Below are 14,628 nucleotides of genomic sequence, written 5' to 3'. Positions count from 1 at the left end.
CCACGCGAGCGGTCCGGGAGGGGGTCTCCACGCGGGAAATGAGAGTGCGGCTGACTACAACGCGGTGAAACGGAGAGGCCAATGGTGGATTCTTCGAAAGTGCCGATCTCGGGATCGGCGAGTGGTGAGGCCGCGGCCTCACCGGCCGGGGAACGGGTATGGAAGGCAGGCGGCCTGGAGCCGATGCCGATCCGCCCGCTGCCCGAGGCACCACCGTCGATCCACATCCTCGGACCGACGGTCTTCCTGGTGGCGCTCGGCGTCGGCATGGGCGAGTCCTACATGTGGCCCAGGCTGGTGCTGGTGTTCGGGCCGGACATCCGATGGCTGTTCCTGATCGGCGTGACGCTCCAGGCCATCGTGATGCTGGAAATGGCGCGGTACGCGATGGCGACCGGGGAGAGCATCTTCACCGGCGCCGCGCGCATCTTCAAACCGCTCATGTGGTTCTTCTTCGCGGTGGCGATCCTGGTCTACATCTGGCCCGGCCACGTATCGGCCGGGGCGGCGGCGCTGGAGGAGATCACCGGCATACCGTGGGTGGTGGCCGCCTGCGTCGGCCTGGTCCTGGTCGGGATCATCTTCAGCCTGGCCAAGGTGGTCTACAACCTGCTGGAGAACCTGCTCTCGATCATGATCGGCCTGCTGGTGGTCGGCACCGCGGTGGTGGCCTCGATGGTGGGCAACTGGAGCGACGTGACCAGCACGCTCTCGGGCATGTTCGCCTTCGGGTACTTCCCGCAGGAGGCCATGTCGGCCACCTGGTTCCCGATCGTGGTGGGCTCGATCGCCTTCGCCGGCCCGTCCGGCATGCAGCAGATGTGGTACACGCTGCACCTGCGGGACAGCGGGGCGGGCATGGGCAGCCACATCCCGAAGATCCGCGGCCTGCGCCACGCCGGCAACGAGGAGCAGATGCCCTCGCGCGGCTACATGTTCGACACCTCCGACCCGGAGGAGATGCGCAAGTGGAAGGGCTGGCGGCGCTGGGTCACCTTCGACGCGCTGCTGTTGTTCTGGGGCGTCACGATGCTGGTGACGATCTCGTTCACGGTGCTGGCCCGCGCGGCCGACCGCACCAGCCCCGACGTCAAGGCGCTGATCGAGTCCGGTGAGCGCGAGGCGGCGCTCAGCGCGATGTCGGACACCTTCGCCACGGTCGGCGGGCCGGTGCTCGGCTCGGTGTTCCTCGGCTTCATCGCGCTGATCGGGATGAACGCCACGCTGGGCCTGTTCGACTCGTTCTCACGCGGCCAGGCGGACATGACCTACTTCTTCGTGCCCGGCGCGAAGAAGCTGAAGATGTCCCACCTCTACGCCGGGTTCCTGTGGGGCCTGATCATCTTCGGCATCCTGATCCTGCTGTTCGGCCCGGCCGACGGACCGAGCCAGATCCTGGACGTGCTCTCGTTCCTGTCCGCGTTCGCGATGGGTGCCTACTGCGTGGTGCTGCTGCTGGTGAACAACAAACTGCTGCCGAAACCGATCCGCCCCAAGCTGTGGACGAACCTGGTGATCGGCTTCGGCGCGGTGTTCTACCTCGGCATGCTGTTCTACAGCCTGATCCGCTTCGGCGTGGTGCTCGACTGATGGGCGCGCCGACGACGGAAGGCCTACGCCGCACCGGTGAACTGGCCTTTCCCGGGTTCGCCGTGGGCACGCTGGCCGGGGTGCTGGCCGGGGGACTGACCGCGATCGCCGGTCAGCCCGCCGGCTGGGCGATGGTCTCGGCGGCGGCGCTGGCGCTGCCGCTGGGGCTCGTCGGCGGGCTGTACAGCCTGCTGATGGTCCGCGGGAAGGTCCGGCCGGGCACCTTCGCCCCGGCCGCCCTGCTCTGGCTCGTCGGGTTCCCGCTGGCCAGGCTGATCCAGGAGGTGGCCGCGCGCTACGCCATCTTCGGGGAACCGGGGCTGCCCGCCGACGTGTTCGGTTTCCTGGCCTTCCAGGCGATCGTCAGCGCCGGGTTCGCCATCGGGTTCCTGTGGATGCACGAGCGCATCGCGCCGCAGTGGCTGGCGAAGGTCGCCACCCGCAACCCGGCGGCCGCGGTGGCCTACGACCGGTACGCCGCGCATTCGCGGTTGCTGTATTCGGCGAAGCAGGCCAGGCGGGAGGCGAAAGCGAAAGCACGTGCCCAACGCCGGTGACGAGGAAAGGTGCCCGTGGACGTTCCCGTGTTTCCCGCCTGGGTGTGGATGGTGACCGTGGCCGTGCTGGCCGCCGTCATCCTGCTCGACTTCTGGCTGGTGGCCCGCAATCCCCGTGATCCCTCGCTGCGCGAGTGCACCGGGTGGGTCGCGCTCTACGTCGGCCTGGCCTGCTTGTTCGGCCTGGGCCTGGTGGCCTTCGCCGGGCCCAGGGCAGGCGGCGAGTTCTTCGCCGGCTGGCTCACCGAGTACTCCCTCTCGGTGGACAACCTGTTCGTGTTCGTGATCATCATGGGCACCTTCGCGGTGCCGAAGCTCTACCGCCAGAAGGTGCTGCTGGTCGGCATCGTGCTGGCGCTGCTGATGCGCGCGGTCTTCATCGCGGTCGGCGCGCAGGCGCTGGAGAGCTTCGCCTGGCTGTTCTACGTCTTCGGCGCGTTCCTGGTGTTCACCGCCTGGAAGCTGATGCGGCACGACAACGACGAGGAGGACTTCAAGGAGAACGCGGTACTGCGGCTGACCCGGCGGGTGCTGCCGACCTCGGACGACTACGACGGCGCCCGCATGGTGACCAAAGTGGACGGACGGCGGCTGGTCACGCCGATGCTGATCGTGATGGTCGCCATCGGCACCACCGACCTGCTGTTCGCACTGGACTCCATCCCGGCCATCTTCGGCCTGACCAAGGAGCCCTACCTGGTCTTCACCGCGAACGCGTTCGCGCTGATGGGCCTGCGCCAGCTGTTCTTCCTGATCGGCGGGCTGCTGGACAAGCTGGTCTACCTGTCCTACGGGCTCGCGGTGATCCTCGGCTTCATCGGGATCAAGCTGGTGCTCGAGGCGCTGCACCACGACGGGGTCGCCTGGGCCCCGGCCATCCCCATCGTGGTGTCGTTGTCGGTGATCATCGGCACGCTGGCCGTGACCACGGTGGCGAGCCTGCTCAAGACGCGGGCCGACCGCGCCAAGGAGCCGGTCGCCACCGGCTGAACCCGATCAGGAGACGGGAGCGTTCCGCTCGCCGCTGCTGCCCGTCGCCGCCTCGCGGCGCAGGTAGTCCTCGACCTCGGTGCTGGGGTCGCGGCGGGCGGCCTCCATCGCGGTCGCCAGGCCGAGGCCCATCGCGCGGCCGTCGGCGTTGAAGCCGCGGGGCGCGCCGAGCACGTCCTTGATCAGTTCCTTCATCGTGCGCATAACTGTTTCACCTTCTTTCCGGAGGTACCCAGGGTTTCTCCCACCGGGCGGGTCGTCGTCGGCCCGCCCGGTGCTGGGGTTCTTGGTGTTTCTTCGGGGTGGTGTGTGCGCCAGGGCGGGGTTACCGCCGCGCGGACGCGGTGCCGGGCCGGCGGCGGGTGCGGACCAGGGCCGGCGGGGCTTCGGGCTCGGCGGCGGACTTGCGCTGGTCCAAATAGGACTTGCGGGTCCGCTCGGTGTGCTCGCGCATGATCCGCGCGGCGGCCTCGGCATCGCCCTTTTCGATGGCGTCGACCATCTTCGCGTGCTCCTGCCAGGACCGCTTCCCGCGACGGCGGGCGATCGGCGTGTAGTACCAGCGCACCCGGCGGTCGACCTGGGTGGCGAAGTCGAGCAGGACCCGGTTGCCGGACAGCTCGGTCACGCAGCGGTGCAGGGCGGCGTTGGCCTCCACCATGCCTTCGATGTCGTCGACGGCGACCGCGGCTTCGCCCTGGCGGCACAGCTCGCGCAGCCTGGCCACCCCGGCCGCGTCGGCGTGCAGCGCGGCCAGGCGGGCGGATTCGGTCTCCAGCAGGGCGCGGACCACCAGCAGTTCGTCGGCCTCGGCCTCGGTGGGCACGTGGACGAAGGCGCCGTAGCCGGGGCGGAGGTCCACCCAGCCCTCGGAGTTGAGCAGCTGCAGTGCTTCCCGGACCGGCTGGCGGGACACGCCCAGCATCTCCGCCAGCTCGCTCTCGACCAGGTGCTGGCCCGCCGCGAGGTGCCCGGAGATGATCAGCTCCTGCATCGACTGGTACACCCGCTCGCGCAGGGGCACCGGCCGGTCGATCCGGCGAGCCGCCACGCTTGTCGGCAACTCCGTCGGCTGCATGATGTCTCCCAGGGCTTGGTCCATGGAGTGGCACCGGTGGCTCCGGCGACTCCCCGTAGTTTTTCGTCGACTGCCTACAGCATACAATGCGAATCTTTGTCCGGTTTGGTGAACGCAGTCACACAACGGGTGTTTCCAGTGTGACATGGCTTTCACCTGGGTGCGCCGGACTCCACCGCACGGGGTGACCACCGGCGCGGATTACCGCCGAAAGTGTGGTCATCCCCCTGGGTTTTCAAACTCCGGGCACTGGAGACCGGGTAACCGGAATCGTGCTGAGCAAACCCGGCTGCCGCAGCCTGCGGCACAACGCGGCGGCCCCGAGCGCGAGCGCGCCGGCGAGCAGGAAGATCGTGGGGTAGCCCCAACTCGGGGCCACCAGTGCCACCGCGCCCACCCCGGCCACGCCGCCGAGCGCCTTCGCGCTGTAGATGACCGCGTTGGTCTCCAGGTGCGAGCGCTCGCCGAAGTACTCGCGCGCCAGGCTGGCGAACAGCGGGTAGAAGGCACCGCCGCCGGCCCCGGCCACGATCGCCGCGATCAGCAGCAGGGGCACCGAACCGGAGGCGACCGCACCGGCCAGCACGAGCTGCCCGGCACCCAGGATGGCGACCACCGCGCGGATCGTGCGCACCCGCCCGGCTTCGGCGGAGACGCGGATGGCCAGCGAGCGCCCGACCCCGTTCACGCCGACCAGCAGGCAGGTGCCGATCGCGGCCGCGGTGAGGCCGAGGCCGCGATCGGCCGCCATCACCGCGAGGAAGGCCACGTCGAGCAGGGATACCGCGCTGGCAAGGAAAACGATCACGTACATCAGCGGCAGCGCGCCGGTGCGCAACGCCTGCCGCGAGGAGTACTGGCGGGCGGCGCGGCGCGGGTTGCGGCGGCGGTCCAGTGCCCACTCGCGCGGGTCGAGGTGCGGCGGCCACCAGTTCGGTGGCGGATCGCGGAACAGCAGCGCGGAGGTGGTGATGACCGCCGCGAGCACCACCGCGGTGGCGATCAGCACGGGGGAGAGGGTGCCGGTCCCGCTGCCGAGCGCGAACGCCACCACGAACGGCACGCAGCCGCAGGCGAACGCGCCGGTGGCCAGGCTGGTCGCGGCCGCGGACCGTTCGGGGAACCACTTGGCCACGGTGGAGGAACAGGTGGCGTAGACCAATCCGGCGCCGGTTCCGGAGAGCACGGAATAGCCGAGCACCCCGGCGAGGCCGGAGTCGAAGGCGAGCGCGAGCGGGCCGAGCGGCACCAGCACCGCGCCGGTCAGCATGGCCGCGCGCGGCCCGATGCGACCGCGTTCGCGGAGGTAGGCGGCGGGGAAGCCGGCACCGGCCTGGAACACCGTCCACAGCGCGAGGAGCCCGAAGGCCTGGCCCATGGTCCAGCCGCGGTCGAGCAGGCCGGGCACCAGCAGGCCGAAGGCGTACTGCGGCACGCCGATCGCGGCCATCGCGGCGAGCGCCGGGCCGAGCACCCAGGCGCGCGAGCGGCCGGTGAGCTGCTCGGCGGCGGGCCCGACCCGGTAGGTGCGGCCCAGGTAGCCGAACACGCGGTACGGGCCGGGGGAGCGGGTCCAGAACCCCCGGACTTCCTCCTGCTGCTGCGGTGCGCCAGACGGGCTCATCTTCGCCTCCGACCGAGAACGGCGTTGCCAACATGTTCCATACTGCATACAGTCTACAGGTCTTGAGACGCAGAACACACCCTTTCCCGGCACCTTCCGGCAAGGAGTACAGATGGGTAGTTTTTCGCTCAAACCCGGTACTGACTGGGCCTCGGCCTACGGGCGTTCCTGCGCTCTGGCCCCCGAGGCGTTCTCGCCCGAACGCGTGGCGAACCACTGGGGCGGGCGGTGGACGTGGGACGGCAGGCCCGGTGACGCCACCTCGCCGGTGGACGGCAGCGCCATCCACGGGCCCCCGCGGCTGACCGCGGGCACCGCCACCGACGCGGTGGCCGCCGCGCTCGACGCCCACCTCCGCTGGCGCGAAGTGCCGCTGGCCGAACGCAAGGCGCGGGTCGGCGCGGCGCTGGACTCGCTGACCGAGCACCGCGAACTGCTCGGCCTCCTGCTGGTGTGGGAGATCGGCAAACCGTGGCGGCTGGCGATGGCCGACGTGGACCGCTGCATCGACGGGGTGCGCTGGTACGTCGAGGAAATCGAGCCGATGCTGGAAGGCCGCGTCCCGCTGGACGGCCCGGTCAGCAACATCGCCAGCTGGAACTACCCGATGAGCGTGCTGATGCACGCGATGCTGGTGCAGGCCCTCTCGGGCAACGCGGTGATCGCCAAGACCCCGACCGACGGCGGGCTGTGCTGCCTGACCATGGCGGTGGCGCTGGCGGTGCGCGAGGGGCTGCCGCTGACCCTGCTCAGCGGCAGCGGCGCGGAACTGTCCGGCCCGCTGGTCGGCGGCCCCTCGCTGGGCTGTGTGTCCTTTGTGGGCGGACGGGACGCCGGCGGCCGGATCGCCGCCGCGCTGGCCGATCCCGGCAAGCGGCACGTGCTCGAACAGGAGGGGCTGAACTGCTGGGGCGTGTGGGAGTACGGGGACTGGGACACCCTCGCCGGGCAGATCCGCAAGACCTTCGACTACGCCAAGCAGCGGTGCACGGCCTATCCGCGGTTCGTGGTCCAGCGCGAGCTGTTCGACCGCTTCCTCTCGGTGTACCTGCCCGCCGTGCGCTCGGTGCGCTTCGGCCACCCGCTCGCCGTCGAGGCGCCGGACGACCCGTTGCCGGAACTGGATTTCGGCCCGCTGATCAACGCGGGCAAGGCGAAGGAGCTGGCCGACCAGGTGGAGGAGGCGGTGCGCAACGGCGGGGTGCCGCTGCACCGCGGTGAGGTCGCCGAAGGGCGCTTCCTGCCCGGCCAGGACACCTCCGCCTACCTGGCCCCGGTGTCCATATTGGACCCGCCGCGCTCGTCACCGCTGTTCCACGCCGAGCCGTTCGGCCCGGTCGACACGATCGAGGTGGTGGACACCGAGGCGCAGCTGCTGGCCGCGATGAACGTCAGCAACGGGGCGCTGGTGGCCACCCTGTCCTGCGACGAGGAGACCACCGCGCAACGGCTTTCGGCGCAGGTGCGCGCGTTCAAGGTGGGCGTCAACCGGCCGCGCTCGCGCGGGGACCGGGACGAGCTGTTCGGCGGGCTCGGCGCCTCGTGGCGGGGTGCGTTCGTCGGTGGTGAACTGCTGGTGCGCTCGGTCACCCAGGGCCCGGCCGGTGAGCGGCCCCCGGGCAACTTCCCGCACTACACGCTCCATTCCTAGGCACCGGGCGGGGTCAGCGGGTCGAGGAGGCAGAACTCGTGGCCGTCGGGATCGGCCAGCACCACCCAGCTGACCTCGCCCTGCCCGATGTCGGCGGGGGTCGCGCCGAGCGAGCGGAGGCGGTCGACCTCGGCGCGCTGGTCGCCGTCGGGCATCAGGTCGAAGTGCAGCCGGTACTTCCCGGTCTTCGGCGGCAGCGGCGGACCGCCCCAGGTGAGCTTCGGGCCGCCGTGCGGCGACCGGATCGCGGTCTCCTGGTCCTGGTCCCAGACCAGCGGCCAGCCCAGCGCCGCGCTCCAGAAGTACCCGGCTTCCGGCGAACCGTCACCCGCCAGCGCGCCGACGAAGCCGCAGTCGGCGAGGAACCCGTTGCCCGGCTCGATGACGCAGAACTCGTTGCCCTCGGGATCGGCGAGCACCACGTGTTCCTCTTCGGGGCGCTGGCCGATGTCGATGTGCCTGCCGCCCAGTGCGAGGGCCCTGGCCACGGTCGTCCGCTGGTCGTCGAGGGAGGTGCTGGTCAGGTCGAAGTGCATCTGGTTCTGCGTGGTCTTCGGCTCCCGCGACGGCAGGAACCGCAGCCGGAACCCGGTGTCGTCGCGCGGCAGCAGCGTGGTGCCGTCCCCGGCCGGTTCCCAGTCCAGTAGCCCGGCCCAGAAGCGTGCGAGAGCACGCGGTTCGTGTGCGTCGACGCAGAGCGCGACGAGGTGACAACTCATTGCGTGGAACCCCCGGTCCCGGATTGCCCGAAGTGACAATTCGATCTTTCCACGCCCGGCGCGGTTTTCACCGCCTCTCACGATGACACCGCGCGTCCGGCTCCGGAAGGCTGAGGCGCCTGGCGGCAGGCAGCATGCCGCGGTGAGGGAAGGAAAAAACCCATGGAGTCACCGAAGTCACGGATGAAGCGCGGCATCGCCGCGGTGACCACGCTGGTGGCCGCGGCGGCGCTCACCGCCGGGCTGGCGAGCGGTTCGGCCGCGGGCAGCACCGACGGCACGGAAGCGGTTTCCCTGCGTGCGTTCGGCATCACCAGTGACGGCAGGACGATGGCCACGTTCCTCACGGACAAGCCCGAGGAACTCAACTGGGTCCGCCGGATCAGCGGCCTGGTCGGGGACACCTCCGCCATCGGCATCGACTTCCGCCCGCAGGACGGCAAGTTCTACGCGGTGGGCAACTGGGGCGGCATCTACACCATCACGCTGCCGACCGGGAACTCCGACGTGGTGGTGACGAAGGTTTCCCAGCTGACCATCCAGTTGCACGGCACCACCTTCGGCGTCGACTTCAACCCGGCCGCCGACCGGCTGCGGGTGGTCAGCGACACCGGGCAGAACCTGCGGCACGACCTGAACACCGGCACCACCGTCGCCGACGGCATGCTGAGCACCGGACCCAACACCGCCACGGTCGCCGGGGTGACCGCGGCCGCCTACACCAACAACGACCTCAACGCCACCACCGCCACCACGCTGTTCGACATCAACACGATCAGCGCGAACGTGGCCGTGCAGTCACCGGCCAACAACGGGTTCCTGGCCAACACCGGCGCGCTCGGCACCACCGCGGCGACGAACGCCGGCGCCGACATCTACAGCGACCTGGTCGGCGGCAAGACCGTGACGAACACGGCCTTCGCCACCCTGCTCGTGCCGCCGTACGGTGACGCGACCCTCTACACCTTCGACCCGCTGACCGGACTGGCCACCGCGGTCGGCGTGTTCCCGCTGCTGATCACCGACATCGCGGTGGCACTGGACACGAACACCCACTGATCCCCCGGGGGACCCGGTGCGGTGCTGACCCCCTCGGCGCCCACCGGGGCTCCCGGCGTTTTTCGTGTCTTCAGGAGAGGTGCGGCACCGCCGCCAGCACCAGCGGGTCCACATCGGACGGATTGTCCGCCACCCGGCGCAGCAGGTCCGCGCGCATCCGCGGATCCCAGAACTGCCGGATGTGGTGGGCGATCGCCGCGCCCGCCCGCTCGGCGGGCTGACCGCGGAACTGCAGCGCCATCTCGTTGGCCAGGCGCACCTGCGGGTTCGTCTTCATCGCCTACTCCGCCATCGCCGGGACCGCGGTGCGCAGGGCCACCTGCACCGCGGTCACCTTGTACTCCGGGCAGTTCGTCGCCCAGTCGGAGTTCTCCGTGGTCACCACGTTCGCCCCGGTCACCGGGTGGTGGAAGGTGGTGTAGACCACGCCGACCGGCATCCGGTCGGACAGGATCGCCCGCAACTTCGTCTCGCCCACCCGGCTCGACAGCGCCACCTCGTCCCCGTTGGCGATGCCGCGGACCTCGGCGTCGTGCGGGTGGATCTCCAGCAGGTCCTCCGGGTGCCAGGCCACGTTCTTGGTGCGCCGGGTCTGCGCGCCCACGTTGTACTGGCTCAGGATCCGCCCGGTGGTCAGGATCAGCGGGAACTTGCGGGTGCTGCGCTCCTCGGTCGGCACGTAGGTGGTCGGCACGAACCGGCCCTTCCCGCGCACGAAGCCGTCCACGTGCATGATCGGCGTGCCCTCGGGCGCGGCGTCGTTGCACGGCCACTGCACGCTGCCGAGCTTGTCCAGCTTCTCGAACGACACCCCGGCGAAGGTCGGCGTCACCGCGGCGATCTCGTCCATGATCTCGCTGGTCGCCGCGTAGGACATCGGGTAGTCCATCGCCTCGGCGATCTCGCAGACGATCTCCCACTCGTGCTTGCCGGTCTTCGGGGCCATCACCGGGCGCACCCGGTTGATCCGGCGCTCGGCGTTGGTGAAGGTGCCGTCCTTCTCCAGGAACGAGGTGCCGGGCAGGAACACGTGCGCGAACTTGGCGGTCTCGTTGAGGAACAGGTCCTGCACCACGAGCAGGTCGAGGGCTTCGAGCGCGGCGGTGACGTGCTTGGTGTTCGGGTCGGACTGCGCGATGTCCTCACCCTGGACGAACAACGCGCGGAAGGTGCCGTCGATCGCCGCGTCGAACATGTTCGGGATGCGCAGGCCGGGTTCGGCCAGCAGCGGCCGGTCCCAGAGCGTCTCGAACACCTCGCGGACCGCGTCGTCGGAGACGTGCCGGTACCCGGACAGCTCGTGCGGGAACGAACCCATGTCGCACGAACCCTGCACGTTGTTCTGCCCGCGCAACGGGTTGACCCCGACGCCCTCGCGGCCGATGTTGCCGGTCGCCATGGCCAGGTTCGCCATGCCCATCACCATGGTCGAGCCCTGGCTGTGCTCGGTGACGCCGAGGCCGTAGTAGATCGCGGCGTTGCCGCCGGTGGCGTACAGCCGCGCGGCGGCCCGCAGGTCGGCCGCCGGGACCCCGCTGAGCTCTTCGATCGCCTCCGGGCTGTTCTCCGGCCGGGCGATGAACTCCGCCCAGTCCTCGAAGTCCTCGCAGCGCTCGTCCACAAAGGACTGGTCGACCAGCCCCTCGGTGACCACCACGTGCGCCATCGCGTTGACCACCGCGACGTTCGTGCCCGGCGCGAGTTGCAGGTGGTGCGCCGCCTCGATGTGCGGGGAGCGGACCAGGTCGATCCGGCGGGGGTCGATCACCACCAGCTTCGCGCCCTCGCGCAGCCGCCGCTTCATCCGCGAGGCGAACACCGGGTGCCCGTCGGTCGGGTTCGCGCCGATCACCACGATCACGTCGGAGGCCGCCACCGAGCGGAAGTCCTGCGTGCCCGCCGAGGTGCCGAAGGTCTGCTTGAGCCCGTAGCCGGTGGGGGAGTGGCAGACCCGCGCGCAGGTGTCGACGTTGTTGTTGCCGAACGCGGCGCGCACCATCTTCTGCACCACGTACACCTCTTCGTTGGTGCAGCGGGAGGAGGTGATGCCGCCGATCGCGCCGACGCCGTGGCGCGCCTGCACCTCGCGCATCTTGTCGGCCACGTAGGTGATCGCGGTGTCCCATTCGACCTCGCGCCACTCGTCGGTGATGCTCTCGCGGACCATCGGCTTGAGCTTGCGGTCGGGATGCGTGGCGTAACCGAAGGCGAACCGGCCCTTGACGCAGGAGTGGCCCTCGTTAGCGCCGCCGTCCTTGTGCGGCACCATGCGCACCAGTTCGTCACCGCGCAGTTCGGCCTTGAACGAGCAGCCCACCCCGCAGTAGGCGCAGGTGGTGATCACGCTGCGGGTCGGCATGCCCAGCTCGACCACCGACTTCTCCTGCAGCGTGGCGGTCGGGCAGGCCTGCACGCACGCCCCGCAGGAGACGCACTCGGAGTCCATGAACAACTCGCCGGCGCCCGCGGCCACCTTCGACTCGAAGCCGCGGCCCTCGATAGTCAGCGCGAAGGTGCCCTGGACCTCGCCGCACGCCCGCACGCACCGCGAGCAGGCGATGCACTTGGACGGGGTGAAGTCGAAGTACGGGTTGCTCGTGTCGGCCAGGAGGTCGAGGTGGTTCTCGCCCTCGTAGCCGTAGCGGACCTGGCGCAGGCCGACCACACCGGACATGTCCTGCAGTTCGCAGTCGCCGTTGGCCGAGCAGGTCAGGCAGTCGAGCGGGTGGTCGGAGATGTACAGCTCCATCACGCCCTGGCGCAGCTTCTCCACCCGCGGCGTCTGCGTGCGGACCTTCATGCCCTCGGCGACCGGCGTGGTGCACGAGGCCGGCGTGCCGCGGCGGCCGTCGATCTCGACCAGGCACAGCCGGCACGAGCCGAACGCGTCGAGGCTGTCGGTGGCGCACAGCTTCGGGATGTCGATCCCGGTCATCGCCGCCGCGCGCATCACCGAGGTGCCCTCGGGCACCACCACCGGGTGGCCGTCCACCTCCACCGAAACCGTGGCCGGGCCGGGTACCGCGGGGGTGCCGAGGTCGTGTTCCTTGTACAGCGTCATGACTGGCTCTCCTGCCGCGCGGTGAAGTCGTCCGGGAAGTGGCGGAGCGCGCTGAGCACCGGGTTCGGCGTGAGCCCGCCCATCGCGCACAGCGATCCGTCGGTCATCAGGTCACAGAGGTCGCCGAGCAGCGCCAGGTTCGCGTCGGGGTCCTCACCGGCTCTGATCCGGTCGATGGTCTCCACCCCGCGCACCGAGCCGACCCGGCAGGGCGTGCACTTGCCGCAGGACTCCTCCGCGCAGAACTCCATCGCGAACCGGGCCATCGACGCCATGTCGACGGTGTCGTCGAAGACCACGATGCCGCCGTGCCCGAGCATCGCGTTGACCTCGGTGAACGCCTCGTAGTCGAGCGGCACGTCCAGCTGCGAGGCCGGGAGGTAGGCGCCGAGCGGGCCACCGACCTGGACCGCGCGCACCGGCCTGCCCGAGCGGGTGCCGCCGCCGTAGTCGTTGATCAGCTCGGCCAGCGACATGCCGAACGCGGTCTCGAACACCCCGCCGCGCGCGATGTTGCCCGCCAGCTGGAACACCTGGGTGCCGCGCGAGCGTTCGCGGCCGAGCGCGGCGTAGGCCTCGGCGCCGTCGGCGAGGATCACCGGCACGGACGCGAGCGTGAGCACGTTGTTCACCACGGTCGGCTTGCCGAACAGGCCGGTGATCGCCGGGATCGGCGGTTTCGCCCGCACCATGCCGCGTTTGCCCTCCAGGCTTTCCAGCATGGAGGTCTCCTCGCCGCAGATGTAGGCACCCGCGCCGACGCGCACGAACAGGTCGAAGTGGGTGCCGGTGCCGAGGACGTTCTCGCCGAGCCAGCCGCGCGCGTAGGCGATCTCGATGGCCTGGCGCAGGGTGGCGACCGCGTCCGGGTACTCGGAGCGGAGGTAGACGTAGCCCTCGGTGGCCCCGGTCGCGTACGCGGCGATGGTCATGCCCTCGATCAGGCAGAACGGGTCGCCCTCGATCAGCATGCGGTCGGCGAAGGTGCCGCTGTCGCCCTCGTCGGCGTTGCAGCAAATGAACTTCTGCTCGGCCGGGGCGTCGAGCACGGTCTTCCACTTGATCCCGGCGGGGAACCCGGCACCACCGCGGCCGCGCAGCCCGGATCCGGTCACCGCGGCGACGACCTCCGCCGGGTCCTGTTCGAGCGCCTTCCGGAGTCCGGCGGTGCCGCCGTGCGCGAGGTAGTCGTCGGCGGAAAGCGGATCGGTGAGGCCGACGCGCGCGAAGCAGAGCCGGGTCTGGCCGGTCATCCACGGCAGGTCCTCGACGCGGCCGAGGTTCAGTTCGTGCTCGCCGTCGTCCAGCACGGCGGCGAGCACCTCGCCGGCGCGGCCGGGGGTGACCGGCCCGTAGCCGATCCGGCCCGCTTCGGTGGCCACCTCGACCAGCGGCTCCAGCCAGAGCATGCCGCGGGAACCGTTGCGCACCACGCGGATGTCCTCGCCGAGCGCCTCGGCGTCGCGCGCGATGGCCTCGGCCACCGCGTCGGCGCCGACCGAAACGGCCGCGGAATCCCTGGGGACGTAGATCGTGATGGTCATGCCTTGCCCGCCTCCGCTTCGGCGATGATGCTGTCCAGCGCGGCCTCGTCGAGGTTGCCGTGCAGCCGCCCGTCGACCTGGCCGGCTGGCCCGAGCGCGCAGTTGCCCAGGCAGAAGACCTGCTCCAGGGTCACCGAGCCGTCGGCGGTGGTCTGGCCGACCTTGCTGCCGAGCACCTGCTCGGCGTGCGCGACCAGGCGTTCCGCGCCGACCGACTGGCAGGCCTCCGCGCGGCACAGCTTCACCACGGTGCGCCCGGCCGGTTCGGTGCGGAAGTCGGTGTAGAAGCTGACCACGCCGTGCACGTCGGCGCGGGAGAGGTTCAGCTCCTTGGCCACGAGGGGCAGCAGTGCCTGGTCGACGTAGCCGAACTCGGCCTGCAGCCCGTGCAGTATCGGCAGCAACGCGCCCCGGTCACCGCGGTGTGCGTCGACCACGGCGCGTGCGCGGTCGGCCATGTCGCTCATCTTCCCGCTCCCATCCCGTCCCGGTGCATACGGTATACACTACGGTACTCAGATCGGGCGCGCGGGAAAAGGGGCAGTGCGCTACCAGAGCCGGGTCAGCCCGCGTCAGGCGAGTCAGCCCGGCTCAGTCCGGCCTCGGTCCGGCGTCAGTCCGGGGCAGTCCGGCATCAGCCCGGCTCAGTCCGGCATCGGTCCGGCTCAGTCCGGCATCGGTCCGGCTCAGCCCGGGTCAGCCGGGTCAGCCGGGTCAGCCGGGTCAGCCGGGTCAGCCGGGTCAGCCGGGTCAGC

General features: G+C 70.4%; 13 protein-coding genes. 5 read left to right on the top strand and 8 right to left on the bottom strand.

Annotated elements, in window-relative coordinates; translation table 11 throughout:
• Positions 1 to 99 precede the first annotated feature (99 nt).
• The 3 genes from JYK18_RS37145 to JYK18_RS37135 are packed head-to-tail and all read left to right on the top strand — an operon-like array spanning position 100 to position 3,137.
• On the top strand, positions 100 to 1,590 hold the full coding sequence (locus tag JYK18_RS37145) for an Nramp family divalent metal transporter (protein WP_307796235.1): 1,491 nt from the start codon (positions 100 to 102) through the stop codon (positions 1,588 to 1,590).
• Positions 1,590 to 2,147: a hypothetical protein gene (locus JYK18_RS37140; protein ID WP_206808357.1), complete on the top strand. Its 558-nt coding sequence runs from the start codon at positions 1,590 to 1,592 to the stop codon at positions 2,145 to 2,147. Before JYK18_RS37145 ends, JYK18_RS37140 begins: the two co-directional genes overlap by 1 nt.
• A 48-nt stretch (positions 2,148 to 2,195) precedes the next feature.
• Positions 2,196 to 3,137 carry a TerC family protein gene (locus JYK18_RS37135; protein ID WP_206809909.1) on the top strand — a complete coding sequence of 314 codons (942 nt, stop codon included), beginning with the start codon at positions 2,196 to 2,198 and terminating at the stop codon, positions 3,135 to 3,137.
• Positions 3,138 to 3,143: 6 nt separating this feature from the next.
• Here the strand turns inward: JYK18_RS37135 and JYK18_RS37130 are convergent, their stop codons facing one another.
• From JYK18_RS37130 to JYK18_RS37120, 3 genes are all read right to left on the bottom strand, one after another.
• On the bottom strand, positions 3,144 to 3,341 hold the full coding sequence (locus tag JYK18_RS37130; protein ID WP_153031611.1) for a hypothetical protein: 198 nt from the start codon (positions 3,339 to 3,341) through the stop codon (positions 3,144 to 3,146).
• 121 nt (positions 3,342 to 3,462) lie between these two features.
• Positions 3,463 to 4,239 (bottom strand): GntR family transcriptional regulator, encoded by a 777-nt coding sequence (locus JYK18_RS37125; RefSeq protein WP_242583913.1) that lies wholly within the window; start codon positions 4,237 to 4,239, stop codon positions 3,463 to 3,465.
• A gap of 211 nt (positions 4,240 to 4,450) precedes the next feature.
• The gene (locus tag JYK18_RS37120) at positions 4,451 to 5,839 is read right to left on the bottom strand and encodes an MFS transporter (RefSeq protein ID WP_206808356.1); all 1,389 of its coding nucleotides are present in this window, start codon (positions 5,837 to 5,839) and stop codon (positions 4,451 to 4,453) included.
• Positions 5,840 to 5,951: 112 nt separating this feature from the next.
• Between JYK18_RS37120 and JYK18_RS37115 the strand changes: the two genes are divergently transcribed.
• Complete coding sequence (locus JYK18_RS37115; protein ID WP_206808355.1) at positions 5,952 to 7,490, top strand: aldehyde dehydrogenase family protein; 1,539 nt, start codon at positions 5,952 to 5,954, stop codon at positions 7,488 to 7,490.
• Here the strand turns inward: JYK18_RS37115 and JYK18_RS37110 are convergent.
• A complete protein-coding gene (locus tag JYK18_RS37110; RefSeq protein WP_206808354.1) occupies positions 7,487 to 8,209 on the bottom strand; it encodes a VOC family protein in 723 nt (240 codons plus the stop codon). The two genes, JYK18_RS37115 and JYK18_RS37110, sit on opposite strands and share 4 nt — an antisense overlap.
• A gap of 162 nt (positions 8,210 to 8,371) precedes the next feature.
• Here JYK18_RS37110 and JYK18_RS37105 point away from each other — a divergent pair, with 162 nt between their 5' ends.
• The gene (locus JYK18_RS37105; RefSeq protein WP_206808353.1) at positions 8,372 to 9,268 is read left to right on the top strand and encodes a DUF4394 domain-containing protein; all 897 of its coding nucleotides are present in this window, start codon (positions 8,372 to 8,374) and stop codon (positions 9,266 to 9,268) included.
• Positions 9,269 to 9,338: 70 nt separating this feature from the next.
• Here the strand turns inward: JYK18_RS37105 and JYK18_RS37100 are convergent, their stop codons facing one another.
• The 4 genes from JYK18_RS37100 to JYK18_RS37085 are packed head-to-tail and all read right to left on the bottom strand — an operon-like array spanning position 9,339 to position 14,340.
• Positions 9,339 to 9,545 (bottom strand): formate dehydrogenase subunit delta, encoded by a 207-nt coding sequence (locus tag JYK18_RS37100; RefSeq protein ID WP_206808352.1) that lies wholly within the window; start codon positions 9,543 to 9,545, stop codon positions 9,339 to 9,341.
• A gap of 3 nt (positions 9,546 to 9,548) precedes the next feature.
• Positions 9,549 to 12,329, bottom strand: coding sequence for a formate dehydrogenase subunit alpha (gene fdhF, locus JYK18_RS37095; RefSeq protein ID WP_206808351.1), 2,781 nt, complete (start codon positions 12,327 to 12,329; stop codon positions 9,549 to 9,551).
• The gene (locus JYK18_RS37090; RefSeq protein WP_206808350.1) at positions 12,326 to 13,873 is read right to left on the bottom strand and encodes an NADH-quinone oxidoreductase subunit NuoF; all 1,548 of its coding nucleotides are present in this window, start codon (positions 13,871 to 13,873) and stop codon (positions 12,326 to 12,328) included. The genes fdhF and JYK18_RS37090 overlap by 4 nt, the downstream gene beginning before the upstream one ends.
• Entirely contained in the window at positions 13,870 to 14,340 is a 471-nt protein-coding gene (locus JYK18_RS37085) for a formate dehydrogenase subunit gamma (RefSeq protein ID WP_206808349.1), read from the bottom strand. Before JYK18_RS37085 ends, JYK18_RS37090 begins: the two co-directional genes overlap by 4 nt.
• Positions 14,341 to 14,628: the final 288 nt, after the last annotated feature.

The organism is Amycolatopsis sp. 195334CR, from assembly GCF_017309385.1.
Lineage (GTDB): Bacteria > Actinomycetota > Actinomycetes > Mycobacteriales > Pseudonocardiaceae > Amycolatopsis.
This window is presented reverse-complemented; position numbering and strand designations above follow the sequence as displayed.

What these genes read in the sequence shown, in the direction of transcription:
- JYK18_RS37135 (WP_206809909.1), top strand. Translation starts at nt 2,196, where the DNA reads ATGGTGACCGTGGCCGTGCTGGCCGCCGTCATCCTGCTCGACTTCTGG.
- JYK18_RS37120 (WP_206808356.1), bottom strand. Translation starts at nt 5,839, where the DNA reads ATGAGCCCGTCTGGCGCACCGCAGCAGCAGGAGGAAGTCCGGGGGTTC.
- JYK18_RS37140 (WP_206808357.1), top strand. Translation starts at nt 1,590, where the DNA reads ATGGGCGCGCCGACGACGGAAGGCCTACGCCGCACCGGTGAACTGGCC.
- JYK18_RS37125 (WP_242583913.1), bottom strand. Translation starts at nt 4,239, where the DNA reads ATGGACCAAGCCCTGGGAGACATCATGCAGCCGACGGAGTTGCCGACA.
- JYK18_RS37115 (WP_206808355.1), top strand. Translation starts at nt 5,952, where the DNA reads ATGGGTAGTTTTTCGCTCAAACCCGGTACTGACTGGGCCTCGGCCTAC.
- JYK18_RS37110 (WP_206808354.1), bottom strand. Translation starts at nt 8,209, where the DNA reads ATGAGTTGTCACCTCGTCGCGCTCTGCGTCGACGCACACGAACCGCGT.
- JYK18_RS37130 (WP_153031611.1), bottom strand. Translation starts at nt 3,341, where the DNA reads ATGCGCACGATGAAGGAACTGATCAAGGACGTGCTCGGCGCGCCCCGC.
- JYK18_RS37085 (WP_206808349.1), bottom strand. Translation starts at nt 14,340, where the DNA reads ATGAGCGACATGGCCGACCGCGCACGCGCCGTGGTCGACGCACACCGC.
- JYK18_RS37100 (WP_206808352.1), bottom strand. Translation starts at nt 9,545, where the DNA reads ATGAAGACGAACCCGCAGGTGCGCCTGGCCAACGAGATGGCGCTGCAG.
- fdhF (WP_206808351.1), bottom strand. Translation starts at nt 12,329, where the DNA reads ATGACGCTGTACAAGGAACACGACCTCGGCACCCCCGCGGTACCCGGC.
- JYK18_RS37090 (WP_206808350.1), bottom strand. Translation starts at nt 13,873, where the DNA reads ATGACCATCACGATCTACGTCCCCAGGGATTCCGCGGCCGTTTCGGTC.
- JYK18_RS37105 (WP_206808353.1), top strand. Translation starts at nt 8,372, where the DNA reads ATGGAGTCACCGAAGTCACGGATGAAGCGCGGCATCGCCGCGGTGACC.